Here is a 15,255-nt window from a genome sequence, read left to right as displayed (position 1 = left end):
TCAGGAGCCTGCGAAGTTCATGCTGTGCAATTGGCTGTAGAGGCCGCCACGGGCCAGCAGCTCGTCGTGGGTGCCGCTTTCCACCAAGCGACCTTGATCCAGTACCAGGATGCGGTCGGCTTTTTCAATAGTGGACAACCGATGCGCGATTACCAGCGTGGTGCGGTTGGCCATCACCTGCTCCAGCGCCTGCTGGATGTAGTGCTCGGACTCGTTGTCCAGCGCCGAGGTGGCCTCGTCCATAATTAGCAGCGGCGCATCTTTGAGCAGCGCGCGAGCAATCGCCAAGCGCTGGCGCTGACCGCCAGAAAGCTGGGTGCCATCCTGTCCGATCTGGGTATCAAGCCCTTGCTCCAGTTCTTCAATGAAGTTCCAGGCATAGGCGTCACGGGCGGCAGCGATGATCTGCTCGTCACTGATGCCGCGCAGCTCGCCGTAGGCAATGTTGTTGCGCACGTTGTCGTTAAACAACACCACCTTCTGCGTGACCATCGCAATCTGGCGGCGCAAGTCCTGCAATCGGTAGTCAGTGAGCGGCTGACCATCCAGCAAGATCTCGCCCTGGTCGGGGTCATAGAAACGTGGGATCAAGGTGGCGATGGTGCTCTTGCCGGCCCCGGAACGCCCGACCAGCGCCACGGTTTCACCGGGTTTGACGGTAAACGACAGGTCCTGCACCACCGGCGCATCCGGGCTGTAGCCGAAGGTGACGTTGCGAAATTCCAGCGCGCCTTGGGCACGTTCCAGCGGCCGCGTGCCGGTATCCGGCTCTAGCGGGCGGTCCATCAGCTCAAAGGTGGACGCCGCACCGGTGACGCCGCGCTGAATCTTGGCATTGACGTCAGTGAGCTGCTTGATCGGTTTCTGAATCAAGGCGACCGCCGCGATGAAGGCGAGGAATTCACCCACCGAAATGGCCTCACCCATAACGCGGATGTAGAGATAAGTGATGACGCCAATGCCCATCGACACCACGAACTGCACGGTGACGGTGCTGGTGACCTTGCTCACTTCCAGCTTCACGTGCTGCTTCTGGAACCGGCGACTGGCGTACTCGAAGCGCTCTTCTTCCAGCTTTTGGCCGGAGAAAATCTTCACCGCCTGGTTGCCTTCGATGGCTTCGCTAAGGAACTGAGTGATACTGCCCATGCTGGTCTGGATGCGGCGGCTGATGGCACGGAACCGCCGGCTCATGTAGTTCACCAGCAACCCAATGATGGGCCCGACGGTGAACAGGATCAGCGTCAACTTCCAGTTGCTGTAGAACAAGTACGCCAGTAGCCCGACCACCGTCAGCCCTTCACGCAGGATCACGGTCACCGCATCTGTGGCAGCCGCCGTGACCTGTTGCGCGTCATAGGTGATCTTCGACAATAAGTGGCCAGATGAGGACTTCTGGAAGTCGCGGGTGGGCAGCCGCAGCACATGCTGGAAGGTTTCGTTGCGCAGGTCGTAGACAATGCGCTGCCCCACCCAAGTGAGGCAGTAGTTGCCGAGGAACTGGCCAATGCCTTGGATCACCGTGAAGCACACGGGCGCGACACAGATCACCAACACCATCACCGGCGTCGGATTGCTGATGGTCTCGGTGATCACACGCATCATTTCCGCCATCAACGGGTTCATGGCGGAATAGAGCGCGTAGCCGACCACACTGCCGAGCATGATCCACCAATGCCGACGGGTGTACTGCAGCAGCCGTTTATAGGTCTGCCAGGTGGTGTCCTGTGAATCGCTCATTGATCTGGGTTACTCCCCGGATGGTTCCTGAGTGGTGATGCGCAGGCGTGTGAAGCCGAGCTGGCCGGCCACATCCATCACCCACACTACCGCTTGGTGGCTGGCTTCGGCGTCCGCGGTGAGCGTCAGCGCCGGCGGCACCGCGCCCTCCTGCACATGGCGCGCCAGTGCGTTACGCAGGGCACCACGGTCCGATTGTGGCAAGGTTTCGCCGTCAAGCCGGTACTGGCCATTGGCGGTCACCACCACTTCAATGCCCTCCACGTCCGCCGTAGCAGCTTGGCCATCGGCTTCCGGCAGGATCACGCCGAGCCGTGTTTCGCGGGTGAAGGTGGTGGCCACCATGAAAAAGATCAACAGCAGAAACACCACGTCGATCAAAGGCGTCAAGTTGATCGACACCTCGTCCGCCCGTTGGCGGCGGAACCTCATGATGCGGCCCCGTGCTCCGGCCCGGAGCGATCAAGCCAATCCAGCAGCGCGACGGCATTCTGCTCCATGCGCACCGCAATTTCATCCACTCGGCGTAGAAAGAAGCGGTAGAAGAACATCGCCGGAATTGCCACGATCAGGCCAGCAGCGGTAGTGATCAGCGCTTCAGAAATGCCACCAGCCAGTTGCCCGGTGTCACCGCTACCGTGGAGCATGATCGCAGAAAACACCGCGATCATGCCGAACACGGTGCCCAGCAAACCAAGCAAGGGCGCAATGTTAGCCACAGTACCGAGCACGTTGAGGAATTTTTCCATGTCATGGATTTCTTGGCTGGCGGCCTCCTCCATGCGTTCCTTGCGCTGCTGACGGTCCGCCTGCGGCGACGCCAGCGCTGCCGCCAATACCCGGCCGAGGGCCGAGTTGCTGCGCAGTGCCTGCAGGTACTGAGCACCGGACTCCGGTCGCCAGCTGGCCTGTACTTCCCCAAGTAAGCCAGCCGGTGCCAACTGGCCCGGCCGCAAACTCCAGAACCGTTCCCCGACAATGGCCATGGCCAGCGCCATGGACAACAGAATGGGGGCCATCATCCAGCCCCCGGCAATGACGATCTCCAGCACGTGCATCCCCCTTTGTCATGCGTGTGCGCTGCCGTGGCAACCCGGTCGCATCCCGACATGCAGAGACGATCACGACTCCGGCAGGCGCCACGGCGGGGCGGACAGCGACCGCCACAGCAATGGCGCCGGATTATGGGAGCCGCGTAATCGAAACTCAATCATGCCGTGGTCGGCGGTATTCCACAGCGGTATGCCCAGCTGATGGTAGCGTTGTTGCACCTTCGCAGCCGGATGGCCATAGCGGTTGCGATGACCGGCGCTGACCACCGCAGCCTGCGGCGCCAGCGCCCGCAGCAGTGTATAGCTGGAGCTGGTGGTACTGCCGTGATGCGGCACCAGAAGTACCGAAAATACCGACCGAGTGTGTGATGCAAGCAGCGCCGCCAACTGGTACTCCACTGGTTTGGGGATATCGCCGGTAAGCCAAGCATCGCCATGACGACCACGCACGCGTACCACACAGCTGGCACTGTTGGTGCTATCGGGAAGCCAACCCGGCGGTGGCCAGAACACCTCAAAGCGAACACCATCTTGTTGCCAACGTTGCCCTGCCTCGCACCGCCGACTGCCAGGCAGCTGTTCCGGGTTGCCGCCCCACAGTGGCCCGTGCAGCCGCGGCGCCAGCGCCGGCCAGCCACCGGCATGATCCAAATCGGCGTGGCTGATCCAAGCGGCGGTCAGCGACAAGCGCTGTTGTCGCAGCCAGGGCGCCACCACTTGCGCACCCAGACTGCCCCACGGCCCACCCGGTCCGGCATCGTAGAGCACCGCGCCCGAGGCGGTGCGGATTGCCACCGCTTGCCCCTGCCCCACATCAAACACGATCAAGTCGAAGTCTCCCGGTGCCGGGCGCGACAGCGCTGGCCACCACCAAGGCAGTAACAAGCACAGCGACCAGTAACGCGCCACTGGGCCGGGCGGTGCCCACAGCACCAACCCTGCCGCTATCAGTGCCAGCAGCTGCGATGCCCGCACTGGTGCCGGCAGCAGCACGTTGGCGCGGTCGAGCCCCTGCAGCAGCCACTCAAGTAAATCCAACACCCCGGCTGCCGCCCCCAGCAGCGACTCCGCCCCGGGCACCAGGCTGCCCAGCAAGGCCAAGGGCACCACCAACATGGTGAACACCGGCACTGCCACCAAATTCGCCAACGGCGCGACCAACCCCCATTCGGCGAACAGCCATGCCGCCAGCGCACCTACGCCCCAAGACAACTGCCATTGCAGCGCCACCAACCGCCGCACCCCCAGCGCGTGGCTTTGCAGCAGCAACGCCACTGCGCCGAACGACAACCAGAAGCCATATTCAAGGCCGGCGCGCGGATGCCACAGCAGCACCAACGCCGCTGCGCCGCCGAGCACCTGCCACGACGACGCGCGCAGCCGCAGTAGCTGGGTGCCCCACAGCGCCATCCCCATCAATACGGCACGGGTCACCGGCACCGCATAGCCGGCCAAATCGGCATACATCCACGCTGCTAATGCCGCTGGCCACACCGCCCAGTGCTGAGCCAGTTCTCCCCGGCCAGCGCGTACACTGGCCAAGCGCCGTGCCAGCCACCACACCGCACCGGCAATCCAGCCCACATGCAGCCCGGAGATCGCGAGCAGATGGGCGGTGCCGGTGCGCTGCATCAACAACCAGTCGGCCTCGGTCAGCGCGCGGCGATCTGCCACCACTAACGCCGGCAAGATACGCTCACCGAAACTAATGCCGGAGCGCTGCCTGAGTTGGGCTGCCAACTGCGCTCGGGCAGCAAGGTGTTTACCAGGCTCCACTGCCGTCACCGTCAGCAAGGTGCCACGCGCATGGATGTTGCGCGCGGCATCCAGCTGAGCGCTATCGCGGCTGCCGGCATTGACGCGCCCACGCGGTGAGCGCAACCGGACGCTGCCATGCAGCAGCTCACCGCCCACCAGCTCTAGGGGTTGGTAGGACGTCAGCTGTAGTCGCCGGGTACCCCGCCACGCCGAGGAGCGCGCCTGCTCCAACACCAGCCGAGTCACCGGTGGCGTGCCGGGCAGATGCTCTGGCCACAGCGCAATGGTGCCACTCACCGCCACCACCGCCCCGTCCTGCTGTGGCGGCCAGCGCGCCTGCAGATAGTGGTGCCAATCCAGCGCCGACCAGCACAGGCCCGCTACGATTGCTGCCAGCAACCACCCTTGACGCCGCCACAGCAGCCACACCGTTACCGCCCCGGCCGCCGTCGATAACTGCCAAGACCAATGGCCGGGCCCACCAAGCCAAGCACCGCACAGTAGCCCCGCCACCAGGCTCCATACCGCCATTGCCGCCTCCTTGCGCACAGTTCAGGGTCGCGGCTGACGGGGTGGCGCGTCATCGGGCCATGGCTGAAGAAACCGTAAGCGAAGGCGGACCGAGGTAGCACTGTCACGCATATCGCGCATAATGCGCTCTCGTTTTCCGTCGTGTGCCCGCCTTACCGATGCCCAAAAGACTTTTCAAAAAGTATTTGCCGTCACCGGAAAAGATCCGCCAAACCAAGGGGTTGGGCGCCTTCGCCGAGATCCTGGGCAATCCCCATCTGTGGCACGTAAACCGTCGTGCGCTGTCCGGCGCCATGTTCATCGGTATTTTCTGTGCCTTGCTGCCAATGCCATTCCAGATGCTGCCGGCATTGCTGCTGTCGGTGTATTTCCGCTGCAACTTGCCGCTGACGCTGGTGATTGTCTGGCTCACCAACCCGTTTACTTACGTGCCGGTGTTCTATTTCACCTATCGGGTCGGAGCGACGCTGCTGGGAACGCCGGTGTCACCGCCCAGCCCGGTGACCTTCACCTGGCTGGCAGAACAGATGGTGCCGTTGTGGTTCGGCTCGGTGTTGTGCGGTTTGGTATTCGGATTGGCGGGGATGCTGATTACGCGGTTGTTGTGGCGCTACTCCATCGTGCGTGCCCTGCAGCGCCGTCGTGAACTCCGCCGCGCCCGCAAAGCGGCCAAGAACGCTGGGTCGGACCCGGATTCACCAGCATAAAAAAAGCGGGCCTCAGCCCGCTTTTTTTATGCTCTGTCCTCATCTAGGCACCGCGTGAACGCAGCTGCCCGTCATGCAGTTCCAACTGTTGCTGGCACACATCAGCGAAACGCAGGTCGTGAGTCACAATCAACAAGGCAATGCCGAGGCGCTGGTTGAGCGACAGCATCAGTTCCTGCACTTGAGCGCCGGTGCGCTCGTCGAGGTTACCGGTGGGCTCATCAGCCATCACCAGCGCCGGTTCCGTCACCAAGGCCCGGGCAATCGCCACCCGCTGACGTTCGCCACCGCTCAAGGCAGCCGGCTTGTGGGTCAGCCGATGCCCCAGCCCCACCGCCTCCAGCATGGTGGTTGCACGCTCCGTGGCATCGCGGGGATGGGTGTTACGGATCAGCAGCGGCATCGCCACGTTTTCAAGCGCGGTGAACTCCGGCAGCAAATGGTGGAACTGATAAACAAAGCCTAACTTGGCATTGCGCAGCTTGCCGCGCTGACTCTCGCTGGCGGACGACAACGGCACACCGCTCACAGCGACCTCACCGCTGCTGGGCACATCAAGGCCACCGAGCAGGTTCAGCAACGTGCTCTTGCCGGAACCAGAGGTACCGACAATCGATAGCGTCCGCCCCCGGGCCAGCGTCAGATCGATGCCGCGCAGCACTTCAACGCGAGCGGCCCCGTCCTCATACACTTTGGTCAGCCCGCGGGCGTGCAATACTGGCACATCATTATTCATAGCGCAGTGCCTCCGCCGGCTGCACACGGCTGGCCCGGAACGACGGGTACAGCGTGGCGCTGAAACTGATCAGCATCGCCATGGCGGCAATCATCGCCACATCACGCCACTGCAACGCAGACGGCAGGTAATTGACGAAGTAGGCCTGCAGCAGGTCACGGTTCAACACCCGTTCGATGAAGTGGCCAATGTCGGAAATATTCAGCGACAGCAATACCCCGAGCAGTACGCCCACCGCGGTACCGATAGCGCCGATCAGCATCCCTTGCACCATGAAGATGCGCATGATGGTGCCCGGCGACGCACCCAGGGTGCGCAGCACGGCAATATTGGCGCGCTTTTCGGTGACCAGCATCACCTGACTGGACACAATATTGAACGCTGCCACCGCCACGATGAACGACAGCAACAGCCCCATCATGGTCTTTTCCATGCGGATGGCTTGGAACAGGCTGCCGTGGGTACGGGTCCAATCGGTGGTGTAGTAACCAGCGCCGATACGGTCGAGCAACTGCTGTGAGGTGCGCGGCGCGCTGAACAGGTCATCGAGCCGCAAGCGGAGCCCTTCCACCCGCCCGGCCATGCGGGCCAGACGCGCGCCATCGTCCACATTGACGTAGGCGAACATGCTGTCCACCTCAGCCCGTACTCGGAAGATGCCGCTCACCGTAAAGCGTTTGAAGCGGGGTGTGACACCCGCCGGCGATACGGTCGCCTCCGGCAATACCAAAATCACCTGACTCCCCACCTCGGCACCGAGCTTACGCGCCAGGCCATAACCGAGCACCAGATTGAAGCTGCCGGGGGTGAGACTGTCGAAGTCCCCTTCCCAAATGTAGTCGCCGACGATCGACACATTGCGCTCCGCTTGCGGATCCACGCCGTTGACCATCACCCCGGTCACCGCGCCGCGATGGGTGAGCATGCCCTGCAATTCCACGAACGGGGCCACGCCTAGCACGCCGGGCTGTTGCTGCACCCGGTCGGCCAGCGCCTGCCAGTCGTCCACCGGCTCGCGCCCGTGCACCGACAGGTGGGTCACCATGCCGAGGATGCGGGTCTGCAATTCGCGCTCGAAGCCGTTCATGACTGACAACACCGTGATCAGCACTGCCACGCCCAACATCAGGCCCAGCGCGGAAATCAGGGTAATGACGGAAATGAAGCTGTTGCGGGACCGGGCGCCGGTGTACCGCACACCTATAAAGAGGGAAAGAGGTCTGAACATGGCGCGCATTTAAGCATCAATCTCGGATCGGGAGCTAGGCCTTTGTGACCACGGCCCAGGCACAGGGTTCAGTGTCATGATTGAATCCGCTGTCGGGGATTTCTACCATCCGCACCCAACTATAACTGCAGCAACATCGGGGGATTTGCTCATGTCATCTTTGTCTTGGCGCCGCTTGGCGCGCCTGCTTCCAATCGCCGTCCTGGCCACCGCCGCTGCCGCCCACGCCCTGGAACTGCCTGTGCGCGGCCAAACCCAAGCCATGGTGGCACAGCAATTCGGTGAGCCGCTGACCCGCCATGCCGCGGTCGGCCAGCCACCGATCACACGCTGGGATTACGCTGAGTTCTCAGTCTACTTTGAGCACCAGCACACCCTTCACGCCGTGCCCCATGACCAGCCGCTCGGTGAGTTGGCGATCCAGTCGGGTCACACCGTGCGCGCAGCGGTGCAAGTGGCGGCGGAGCCTGTTACCGATGCCGCCGAAGACGCAACGATTGACGCCGCTGCCGAGGCCACACCTCCGTCACCAAACAGCGACCCAGCGCTGCGCTTTGACGGCGCCAAGGGGCGCATTGTGCTCGACCGCTGAGGGCGGCGGCGCAGCCCTTGCGCCAGCGCCCTGTTGCCTTATGCTTGCCGCCTGCAAAACCCTGGCCTGGATGAGGATCGACAATGGCGCTGGAGCGAGTGCTGCTGCCCGAATGGACCCCGCAGTGGGGCGTACTTTTGGCATGGCCCCATGCGGACACCGACTGGTGTGATTTGCTGGATGACGCTGAAGCCACCTATGTGGCATTAGCCTGCGCCATCTTGGCGCGCCAGCACCTGCGCGTCATTTGCCGCGATGCAGAGCACAGCGCCCATATCCGCACTCTGCTCACCCAAGCTGGCGCCGAGCTCGCCCGGCTGGAGTTGCTGGAACGCCCCTACAACGATACCTGGGCGCGCGACTTCGGCCCGATCGCGGTCACCGAGAATGGTGCGCTGACGCTGCAGGACTGGCGCTTCAACGGTTGGGGTGGAAAGTTCGCCGCTGACGCCGACGACGCTCTCAACCAGCAATTGCCTTGGGATGTGCCGCTGCGCCGTTTCGATCTGATTCTGGAAGGTGGCGCCATCGACACTGATGGCCGCGGCAACCTGCTCACTACCAGCAACTGCCTGCTCAACCCGAACCGTAACCCGCAACTCGACCGCGCGGCGGTGGAAGCGCAACTGAAAGAGGCGTTCGGGCTGCGCAATATCTGGTGGCTGGAGCACGGCTATCTGGAAGGTGACGACACCGACGCACATGTGGATACCCTCGCCCGCTTCTGCGATGAGCGCACCATTGCTTATGTGCAGTGCACCGACCGGGACGATGTGCATTACACCGAGCTGCGTGCAATGGAGCAGGAGCTGGAACAATTGGCCGCACGCGAACAGCTCAAGTTGGTACCGTTGCCGATGACACCGCCGCTGTTCGACGACGACGGCGCGCGCATGCCGGCCACCTACGCAAACTTCCTCATCATCAATGGCGCGGTACTGGTGCCCACCTATGGCTGCGACACTGATGCCGCTGCGCTGGCACAGCTGGATGCCGCGTTCCCGAACCACGACGTGATTGGCATCCATTGTCTGCCGCTAATCGTCCAACACGGCAGCCTGCACTGCGTCACCATGCAGCTGCCCACCGGCTCGGTGCCGGTTTGACCTAGGAGATTGACCATGCGTGTTGCTGTGATCCAGCAGGCCAACAGTGCCGACCTCCGTGCCAACCAGGCGCGCTCCGAAACGCTGATCCGACAAGCTGCCGCTGAAGGCGCTGAACTGATCATGCTGCAGGAGCTGCACAACAGCCTGTACTTCTGTCAGAGCGAAGACGTGAACTGCTTTGACCTGGCGGAAACCATCCCCGGCCCGTCCACCGACTGGCTCGGCAAGCTGGCCGCTGAACTGTCGGTAGTGATTGTCGGCAGCCTGTTTGAAAAGCGTGCCACCGGCCTTTATCACAACACCGCGGTCGTGCTGGAACGTGACGGCAGCTTGGTCGGCTGTTACCGCAAGATGCACATCCCGGACGATCCGGGCTTCTACGAGAAGTTCTACTTCACCCCTGGCGATGCCCAGTTCAACGACGGTCGCTGCGGTTTCACGCCGATCCAGACCTCAGTGGGCAAACTAGGCCTGCTGGTGTGCTGGGACCAGTGGTACCCGGAAGCCGCGCGGCTGATGGCGCTGGCCGGCGCCGAGTTGCTGCTCTACCCCACCGCCATCGGCTGGGACCGCCGTGATGATGAAGGCGAAAAGCAGCGCCAATGCGACGCCTGGATCACGGTGCAGCGCGCCCATGCGATTGCTAACGGTGTGCCGGTCATCGTTGCCAACCGCACCGGCTACGAAGCGCCGCCAGAGGGCGATGTGGGCATCCAGTTCTGGGGCCACAGCTTTATCGCCGGCCCGCAAGGTGAATTCCTAGCCCTCGCCGATGCCGACACCGAACAAGTTCTGCTGGCGGACATCGACATGGAGCGCAGCGAGAATGTGCGCCGCATTTGGCCTTACCTGCGCGATCGCCGCGTGGATGCCTACGGCGACTTGACCAAGCGCTACCGCGACTGACTATGGCGCCCGCGCAACAAAAAACGCCCCGGCATCGTTAATGCCGGGGCGTTTTCATTGGCTGCCAAGTGCCGATCAGGCGCGTCGGATACGCACGACCTGCATCGGCTCTTCGATGAACAGCGTTTTGGCAATCACCTGCTCGCCCTCTGCAGCGCCCAACAGCGCCAACCCCAAGGGTGAATAGACCGAGATGCGACCGCGTGCCGGTCGGGCATCGCCGGGCTCGCACAACGTTAAGGAGAGCTCCACTGCGGAGCCCGCTGCCTTAACCTCGACAACATCACCCACGCCGGCACGCAGGGCTTGATCCTGGGGCTGGACATCATCCAGCTTCGTCACCAGCGACCACAGTGATTTGACCCCCGGTGGAACAAACCAGGGTGCCGTCAACATAAAAAATGAGAACCGGGACGGCCTTGCTACAGCCACCCCGGTCGCGCGTACATCAGCCATAATCGCCTCCTCGCGTAACAGGGTGAACACTCACCGCCACAATCCTTGCCGCCGGCGCCCCGCAAGGTAGGCATTGTCGCAACCGGCTTACATTTTTTTGCAGCGATGTCTATGACCATAGCGTCCATAAATAATTTTGCAAGTGCGTCAGCTACTTAGCGCGATTATCTGACAACGATTTACGCTTTCGACGCAGGCCGGCTCTTCTGCTCTCCACTAGCATTGATCAGACCCTTTTCATTTGCATTAACGCCATTGGCGCGGTTAATGCCACTTATTCATCACCACTCAGGAGGATTTCCTGCTTTTTTGTCTTCCCGGCAAATATATTCTTCTGTCATTTTTGATTAACATCGCACTCCTGTACCGCACCGATCGCCGCTTCCCCCTTGCACCGGCGCACAGTTTTCACCACTTGCGCAGGATTTGGCAGGAACGCCACGCAAGGCGGCAGCATGGACCGCGCATCGGAGCAGCCGTTTCCACTGCAAAAAACAAAGATGGATTCCCATGGATATCGGACAAGCATTGAAGCGCCGTCGCGAAGCACGCGGAGACACTCTGGAAGAAGTGGCCTACCGCGCTGACACGGATGCCAGCAACCTCTCCCGCATCGAGCGGGGCATGCAACAACCTTCAGTCCTGCTGCTGCAGAACCTCGCCCGCGCACTGAATACCACAGTGTCGGAGATCTATCGCGAGCTGGAATCCGGCCGCCCCGGCGACCCAGCCGACCCGCTGTTCAGTGACATGGCCAAAATGCAGCGCTATTTCCGCCAGCTGAGCTCGGAAGACCGCACTGTGGTTCTGGAAATGACCCAGATATTGCGTCGCCGTTACCGCCAGGCCCACAAAGCGGGCCTTTAGTCTCGGCACTAGCCCTCGGCCCCACCTTGCGTCCGCAGGTGCCAATGCGCTGTCCTCATCGGCCCGGTTGCGTCCCACATTGACGCGGCCGGGTGATGGCATTCTGCCAGCACTTGGCAAAGCCCAAGCAAAGGCGTAATAGTGTTACAGCCATGTCTGGATGGCATATAAAATAGGAATAAAATCATAGCTTTAATATACGAACGTCGGTTCCAGAGTGGGTCGGCAGTTGGCGCGGTAAGGATGTACCCGCCTGTCCCCTTCTGACGTTCAACGTCTAGAAAAAAATAAAGCGTTCTCCATCAGGATGGGAAAAGCACGCGATGAACTCGGTAACAGACCTGAACATTTTTGTGGGTGTGGTCAAGGCAGGCACCATTTCAGGTGCCTCGCGCCGCTTGGGACTTTCGCCAGCGTCAATCAGTAAACGCCTGGCTCGACTTGAAGAAGATATTGGCGTCCGACTGGTCAACCGCAGCTCGCGCGCCATGAGCCTTACCGAAGAAGGCAAAACCCTGTACCAGAAGCTGCTGGTGATCCTCGATGATCTCGATGATGCCGTGGCGTCCGTTTCCAATGCTGGCGATAACGCCCGCGGCACGCTAAAAATCGCCTCCACCAGCGGACTTGGAAAAAGCCGCATTGCTACCCTAATCGCCGAATTTGCCACCTACCACCCAGACCTGATGATCCAGCTGTACCTCGGTGACCATCAGACGGACTTCATCCGCGAAGGGTTTGACGTGGCCATCACCATCGGGCAGCCGTCCGACTCCACCATGATTGCCAAGCGGTTGATGAAGAACCGCTGCTACGTGTGTGCCTCACCGGAGTACTTGGCCAACCGACCACCGATCCGTAAGCCGGCTGACCTCAAGAAACACGACTGTTTGATTCTTGATACCGCCGGCTCCTTCCGTGATCTGTGGCCGTTGGTGGGGCCCAACCATCGTGAAATGGTGCGCGTCTCCGGCAGTTTGGTGACCGACAACAGCGAAACGCTGCGCAATTGGGTTTTGAGCGGTTATGGCATCGCCATCAAGAGCGAATGGGATGTCCAAGCAGAACTCCACAACGGTCGTCTGGTGACACTCCTAGAGGGTTATACGGTGCCGAACATGGACTTCTATGTGATCTACGGCAGCCGCAAAAACCTGCCGGCCAAGACACGCAGTTTTGTGGATTTCATCGAAGAAAATATTCTTACCGCTTGAGGCAACCGATTGCGCCCCCGGATCCAAGCCATTGAACAATGGGACATTATTGAAAGAGAATGCGTATCGCTCGGCGTGCAACAGCACGACGCTTGACCAGAATCACAAATCGAGAAAAGTGTATATCTTGAAACACAGCTTTTCGTAGCCTTCACTTTCAAATTCTGCAAAAGATGACTAATATTGGACCCGAGTGCTCGTTGTCACGACGAGCGCTCGCGCATATTTCTATGCGTTTCCTGATATTTTGGTGTGTGCTACATCAGTCCCGCCCCCCGGCGGGTTTTTTTCCACTCTCCTCAATAATGTCATCCTGCACTGTCACCCTTTGCAGGGCACTGGACCCGTTCCGGGTTCGGTTCCATAGTGTTGCCCGCCCTTTCACCCGTGTCGGAAACCACGCATGAACCGCACTGCCCTGCCCTATCTTGTCGGCCACCGCGGCGCCCGCGGCGAGGCCCCGGAGAACACCCTGCCCAGCTTCCAGATCGCTATGGATGCTGGCTTGCGGGCCATCGAGTTGGACGTAAGGCTGACCCGCGACGGCACACTGGTTGTGCTGCACGACGCTAGTCTGCAGCGCACCACTGGCGCTGCCGGGCTGGTTCGCAATCTGGAATATGCCGCACTCGAACAGTTGGACGCCCGCCAAGGCGGACCGGGCTGGTCGGTGCCCGTGAAAATCCCAACGCTGGACCAAGTCGTGGCACAGTGCCATCCGGATACCGAATTCCAGTTTGAGGTGAAAGGCGGCGAATCCAGCGCCTATCTATCTCGGGTGGCAGAAAATCTGACCGACCTGATTCAGCGCCACAGTATGGCGGCGCGCACTATTGTTACCTCCAGCGACAGCCAGTTCCTACGGCTGATGGCGCAGGTATCGCCACGACAAAGCCGGGGGCTGGTGTGCGAAGCACGCTCGTTTAACCCGGTAGGCCGCACCCGTGCGTTGGGCTGCCAGTGGCTGATTCCGCATTACTCGCTTGTGAAAGCAGGACTGATGCGCCGTGCCCGTGACGCCGGACTGAGAGTCTCGGTCTGGACGGTGAATGACCTAGTAGAGGCAGAACGCTTGGCAGGGTTAGGTGTGGACAGCCTGATCACCGATTTTGCCAGTGGCTTTGCGGCCCATTTTGCGGCGCGCATGCAGCGACGCGGCGACTAACCTCCTCCAGCGCCGGCGCCAGGAACTCCCGCAGCTCATCGCTGCGGGCCATGGCATCTTTGTAGCCAAGATCCATTAGTGCCTTGCAGAACTCCGGGTCAAACAGCAGGTAACTGAGCGCGGAGGCCCCCGCGCCACCGCCACCAGGCCCACGCAGCAGTGCCCGCAAGGTGCGCGGCAGACGGTGGGCGTACTCCGCGGCGAGGCCATCAATGGACGCTGACGGCGCGATGTGCAGCACCTCCACCGGTCGCAAACCGATCCCGGCTCGGCTGCGCTGAGCGGGAGTCATCACTTCCAGCGTGCTGTTAATCCGCTGCAAGCGCTCCAAATCCACTTCCAACGTGTCGACGAACACGCTGTTCATCACGTGCCCAAGCACCTGCGCCATGGACGGGTACTGAGCGCCACGGTCATCCGGACCACCCGGCCGCGCTTCTGCCACACCGACCACCAGCACCCGCTGGGCACCGAGATGCAGCGCCGGGCTGATCGGCGCCAATTGCCGTACCGCCCCATCGCCGAAGTAGCGTCCCCCGACTTTCTGCGCCGGAAACAGGATCGGGATCGCTGACGACGCCAGCAGGTGCTCTAAGCCGATGCGGCTACGCTGCCCGCGCCGCCGAGCGCGCTGCCACTCCTGCACCTCTTCCAGCGCTTGGAAAAACGCCACCGATTCACCGGTGCCGTAGGACGATGCGGTAATGCTCAGGGCACGCAGATGGCCGGCATCCAGCGACTGTTGAATACGGTCGAAATCAAACACCACGGACAACAGCTTGCACAGCGGCCGGTTATCCAGCAGCGCGCTGCGCACCGGCGTCGAGGCGGTCAGATAAGCGGGCAGCGCCCAGCGCAGGATGGAAGTAATAAAAGCGCGGAAGTCAGTGCGGTACACCTGGCTTGGCGTGAGGTTGCGCCAGACCCGCTCCAGGGCGCGGACGGCAAAGCGGAAATGGTGGGCATTGACTGCCAGCGCCGTGGCGTTGAGGGCACCGGCTGAGGTACCGCAAATCACTGGGAACGGATTGGGGGCACCGCGCGGCAGCAGGTTCGCTACCGCCATCAGTACACCCACCTGATAAGCGGCGCGCGCGCCGCCACCGGATAGAATCAACGCGGTACCGGCATCCGGGTTACTGGGATTAGTGTGGCCCCAGCGCAGCCCGGACCACCACTGGCTCGGCCCCATGG

The 15,255-nt window shown here is 61.7% G+C and carries 15 protein-coding genes; 7 read left to right on the top strand and 8 right to left on the bottom strand.

All coding sequences use genetic code 11. The features are described from left to right. The 4 genes from msbA to AB5I84_RS06520 form a co-directional block, all read right to left on the bottom strand. The gene (gene msbA, locus AB5I84_RS06535; protein WP_369455052.1) at nucleotides 1-1,740 is read right to left on the bottom strand and encodes a lipid A export permease/ATP-binding protein MsbA; all 1,740 of its coding nucleotides are present in this window, start codon (nucleotides 1,738-1,740) and stop codon (nucleotides 1-3) included. A gap of 9 nt (nucleotides 1,741-1,749) precedes the next feature. Continuing rightward, on the bottom strand, nucleotides 1,750-2,172 hold the full coding sequence (locus AB5I84_RS06530; RefSeq protein ID WP_369455051.1) for an ExbD/TolR family protein: 423 nt from the start codon (nucleotides 2,170-2,172) through the stop codon (nucleotides 1,750-1,752). Next, entirely contained in the window at nucleotides 2,169-2,798 is a 630-nt protein-coding gene (locus AB5I84_RS06525) for a MotA/TolQ/ExbB proton channel family protein (protein ID WP_439650189.1), read from the bottom strand. The genes AB5I84_RS06530 and AB5I84_RS06525 overlap by 4 nt, the downstream gene beginning before the upstream one ends. A 63-nt stretch (nucleotides 2,799-2,861) precedes the next feature. After that, nucleotides 2,862-5,081, bottom strand: coding sequence for a DNA internalization-related competence protein ComEC/Rec2 (locus AB5I84_RS06520; RefSeq protein ID WP_369455049.1), 2,220 nt, complete (start codon nucleotides 5,079-5,081; stop codon nucleotides 2,862-2,864). Between the two features lie 158 nt (nucleotides 5,082-5,239). Here AB5I84_RS06520 and AB5I84_RS06515 point away from each other — a divergent pair, with 158 nt between their 5' ends. Continuing rightward, complete coding sequence (locus AB5I84_RS06515) at nucleotides 5,240-5,788, top strand: DUF2062 domain-containing protein (RefSeq protein WP_369455048.1); 549 nt, start codon at nucleotides 5,240-5,242, stop codon at nucleotides 5,786-5,788. A 43-nt stretch (nucleotides 5,789-5,831) separates the two neighbouring features. On the opposite strand, the gene lolD is transcribed toward AB5I84_RS06515, so the two are convergent. Next, nucleotides 5,832-6,524 carry a lipoprotein-releasing ABC transporter ATP-binding protein LolD gene (lolD, locus tag AB5I84_RS06510; protein WP_369455047.1) on the bottom strand — a complete coding sequence of 231 codons (693 nt, stop codon included), beginning with the start codon at nucleotides 6,522-6,524 and terminating at the stop codon, nucleotides 5,832-5,834. After that, nucleotides 6,517-7,752: a lipoprotein-releasing ABC transporter permease subunit gene (locus AB5I84_RS06505; RefSeq protein WP_369455046.1), complete on the bottom strand. Its 1,236-nt coding sequence runs from the start codon at nucleotides 7,750-7,752 to the stop codon at nucleotides 6,517-6,519. Before AB5I84_RS06505 ends, lolD begins: the two co-directional genes overlap by 8 nt. Before the next feature lie 151 nt (nucleotides 7,753-7,903). Between AB5I84_RS06505 and AB5I84_RS06500 the strand changes: the two genes are divergently transcribed. The 3 genes from AB5I84_RS06500 (at nucleotide 7,904) to AB5I84_RS06490 (ending at nucleotide 10,359) form a co-directional block, all read left to right on the top strand. Then, entirely contained in the window at nucleotides 7,904-8,344 is a 441-nt protein-coding gene (locus tag AB5I84_RS06500; protein WP_369455045.1) for a hypothetical protein, read from the top strand. An 83-nt stretch (nucleotides 8,345-8,427) separates the two neighbouring features. Continuing rightward, nucleotides 8,428-9,450 (top strand): agmatine deiminase family protein, encoded by a 1,023-nt coding sequence (locus AB5I84_RS06495; protein ID WP_369455044.1) that lies wholly within the window; start codon nucleotides 8,428-8,430, stop codon nucleotides 9,448-9,450. 15 nt (nucleotides 9,451-9,465) lie between these two features. Continuing rightward, nucleotides 9,466-10,359: a carbon-nitrogen hydrolase gene (locus tag AB5I84_RS06490; protein ID WP_369455043.1), complete on the top strand. Its 894-nt coding sequence runs from the start codon at nucleotides 9,466-9,468 to the stop codon at nucleotides 10,357-10,359. 75 nt (nucleotides 10,360-10,434) lie between these two features. On the opposite strand, the gene AB5I84_RS06485 is transcribed toward AB5I84_RS06490, so the two are convergent. Further along, nucleotides 10,435-10,845 (bottom strand): GreA/GreB family elongation factor, encoded by a 411-nt coding sequence (locus tag AB5I84_RS06485; RefSeq protein ID WP_369455042.1) that lies wholly within the window; start codon nucleotides 10,843-10,845, stop codon nucleotides 10,435-10,437. A 480-nt stretch (nucleotides 10,846-11,325) separates the two neighbouring features. On the opposite strand from AB5I84_RS06485, the gene AB5I84_RS06480 reads away from it, so the two are divergent. From AB5I84_RS06480 to AB5I84_RS06470, 3 genes are all read left to right on the top strand, one after another. Beyond that, nucleotides 11,326-11,682 (top strand): helix-turn-helix domain-containing protein, encoded by a 357-nt coding sequence (locus tag AB5I84_RS06480; RefSeq protein ID WP_369455041.1) that lies wholly within the window; start codon nucleotides 11,326-11,328, stop codon nucleotides 11,680-11,682. A gap of 323 nt (nucleotides 11,683-12,005) precedes the next feature. Beyond that, entirely contained in the window at nucleotides 12,006-12,896 is an 891-nt protein-coding gene (locus AB5I84_RS06475; protein ID WP_369455040.1) for a LysR family transcriptional regulator, read from the top strand. Nucleotides 12,897-13,299: 403 nt separating this feature from the next. Beyond that, entirely contained in the window at nucleotides 13,300-14,061 is a 762-nt protein-coding gene (locus tag AB5I84_RS06470; RefSeq protein ID WP_369455039.1) for a glycerophosphodiester phosphodiesterase, read from the top strand. Here the strand turns inward: AB5I84_RS06470 and AB5I84_RS06465 are convergent. Next, nucleotides 13,997-15,253 (bottom strand): patatin-like phospholipase family protein, encoded by a 1,257-nt coding sequence (locus tag AB5I84_RS06465; protein ID WP_369455038.1) that lies wholly within the window; start codon nucleotides 15,251-15,253, stop codon nucleotides 13,997-13,999. The two genes, AB5I84_RS06470 and AB5I84_RS06465, sit on opposite strands and share 65 nt — an antisense overlap. Between the last annotated feature and the right edge of the window lie 2 nt (nucleotides 15,254-15,255).

Source organism: Alcanivorax sp. REN37, from assembly GCF_041102775.1.
Classification (GTDB): Bacteria; Pseudomonadota; Gammaproteobacteria; order Pseudomonadales; family Alcanivoracaceae; genus Isoalcanivorax; species Isoalcanivorax beigongshangi.
This window is presented reverse-complemented; position numbering and strand designations above follow the sequence as displayed.

Coding starts and splice junctions, on each gene's coding strand:
- msbA (WP_369455052.1), bottom strand. CDS start 1,740: ATGAGCGATTCACAGGACACCACCTGGCAGACCTATAAACGGCTGCTG.
- AB5I84_RS06530 (WP_369455051.1), bottom strand. CDS start 2,172: ATGAGGTTCCGCCGCCAACGGGCGGACGAGGTGTCGATCAACTTGACG.
- AB5I84_RS06525 (WP_439650189.1), bottom strand. CDS start 2,798: ATGCACGTGCTGGAGATCGTCATTGCCGGGGGCTGGATGATGGCCCCC.
- AB5I84_RS06520 (WP_369455049.1), bottom strand. CDS start 5,081: ATGGCGGTATGGAGCCTGGTGGCGGGGCTACTGTGCGGTGCTTGGCTT.
- AB5I84_RS06515 (WP_369455048.1), top strand. CDS start 5,240: ATGCCCAAAAGACTTTTCAAAAAGTATTTGCCGTCACCGGAAAAGATC.
- lolD (WP_369455047.1), bottom strand. CDS start 6,524: ATGAATAATGATGTGCCAGTATTGCACGCCCGCGGGCTGACCAAAGTG.
- AB5I84_RS06505 (WP_369455046.1), bottom strand. CDS start 7,752: ATGTTCAGACCTCTTTCCCTCTTTATAGGTGTGCGGTACACCGGCGCC.
- AB5I84_RS06500 (WP_369455045.1), top strand. CDS start 7,904: ATGTCATCTTTGTCTTGGCGCCGCTTGGCGCGCCTGCTTCCAATCGCC.
- AB5I84_RS06495 (WP_369455044.1), top strand. CDS start 8,428: ATGGCGCTGGAGCGAGTGCTGCTGCCCGAATGGACCCCGCAGTGGGGC.
- AB5I84_RS06490 (WP_369455043.1), top strand. CDS start 9,466: ATGCGTGTTGCTGTGATCCAGCAGGCCAACAGTGCCGACCTCCGTGCC.
- AB5I84_RS06480 (WP_369455041.1), top strand. CDS start 11,326: ATGGATATCGGACAAGCATTGAAGCGCCGTCGCGAAGCACGCGGAGAC.
- AB5I84_RS06475 (WP_369455040.1), top strand. CDS start 12,006: ATGAACTCGGTAACAGACCTGAACATTTTTGTGGGTGTGGTCAAGGCA.
- AB5I84_RS06470 (WP_369455039.1), top strand. CDS start 13,300: ATGAACCGCACTGCCCTGCCCTATCTTGTCGGCCACCGCGGCGCCCGC.
- AB5I84_RS06465 (WP_369455038.1), bottom strand. CDS start 15,253: ATGGGGCCGAGCCAGTGGTGGTCCGGGCTGCGCTGGGGCCACACTAAT.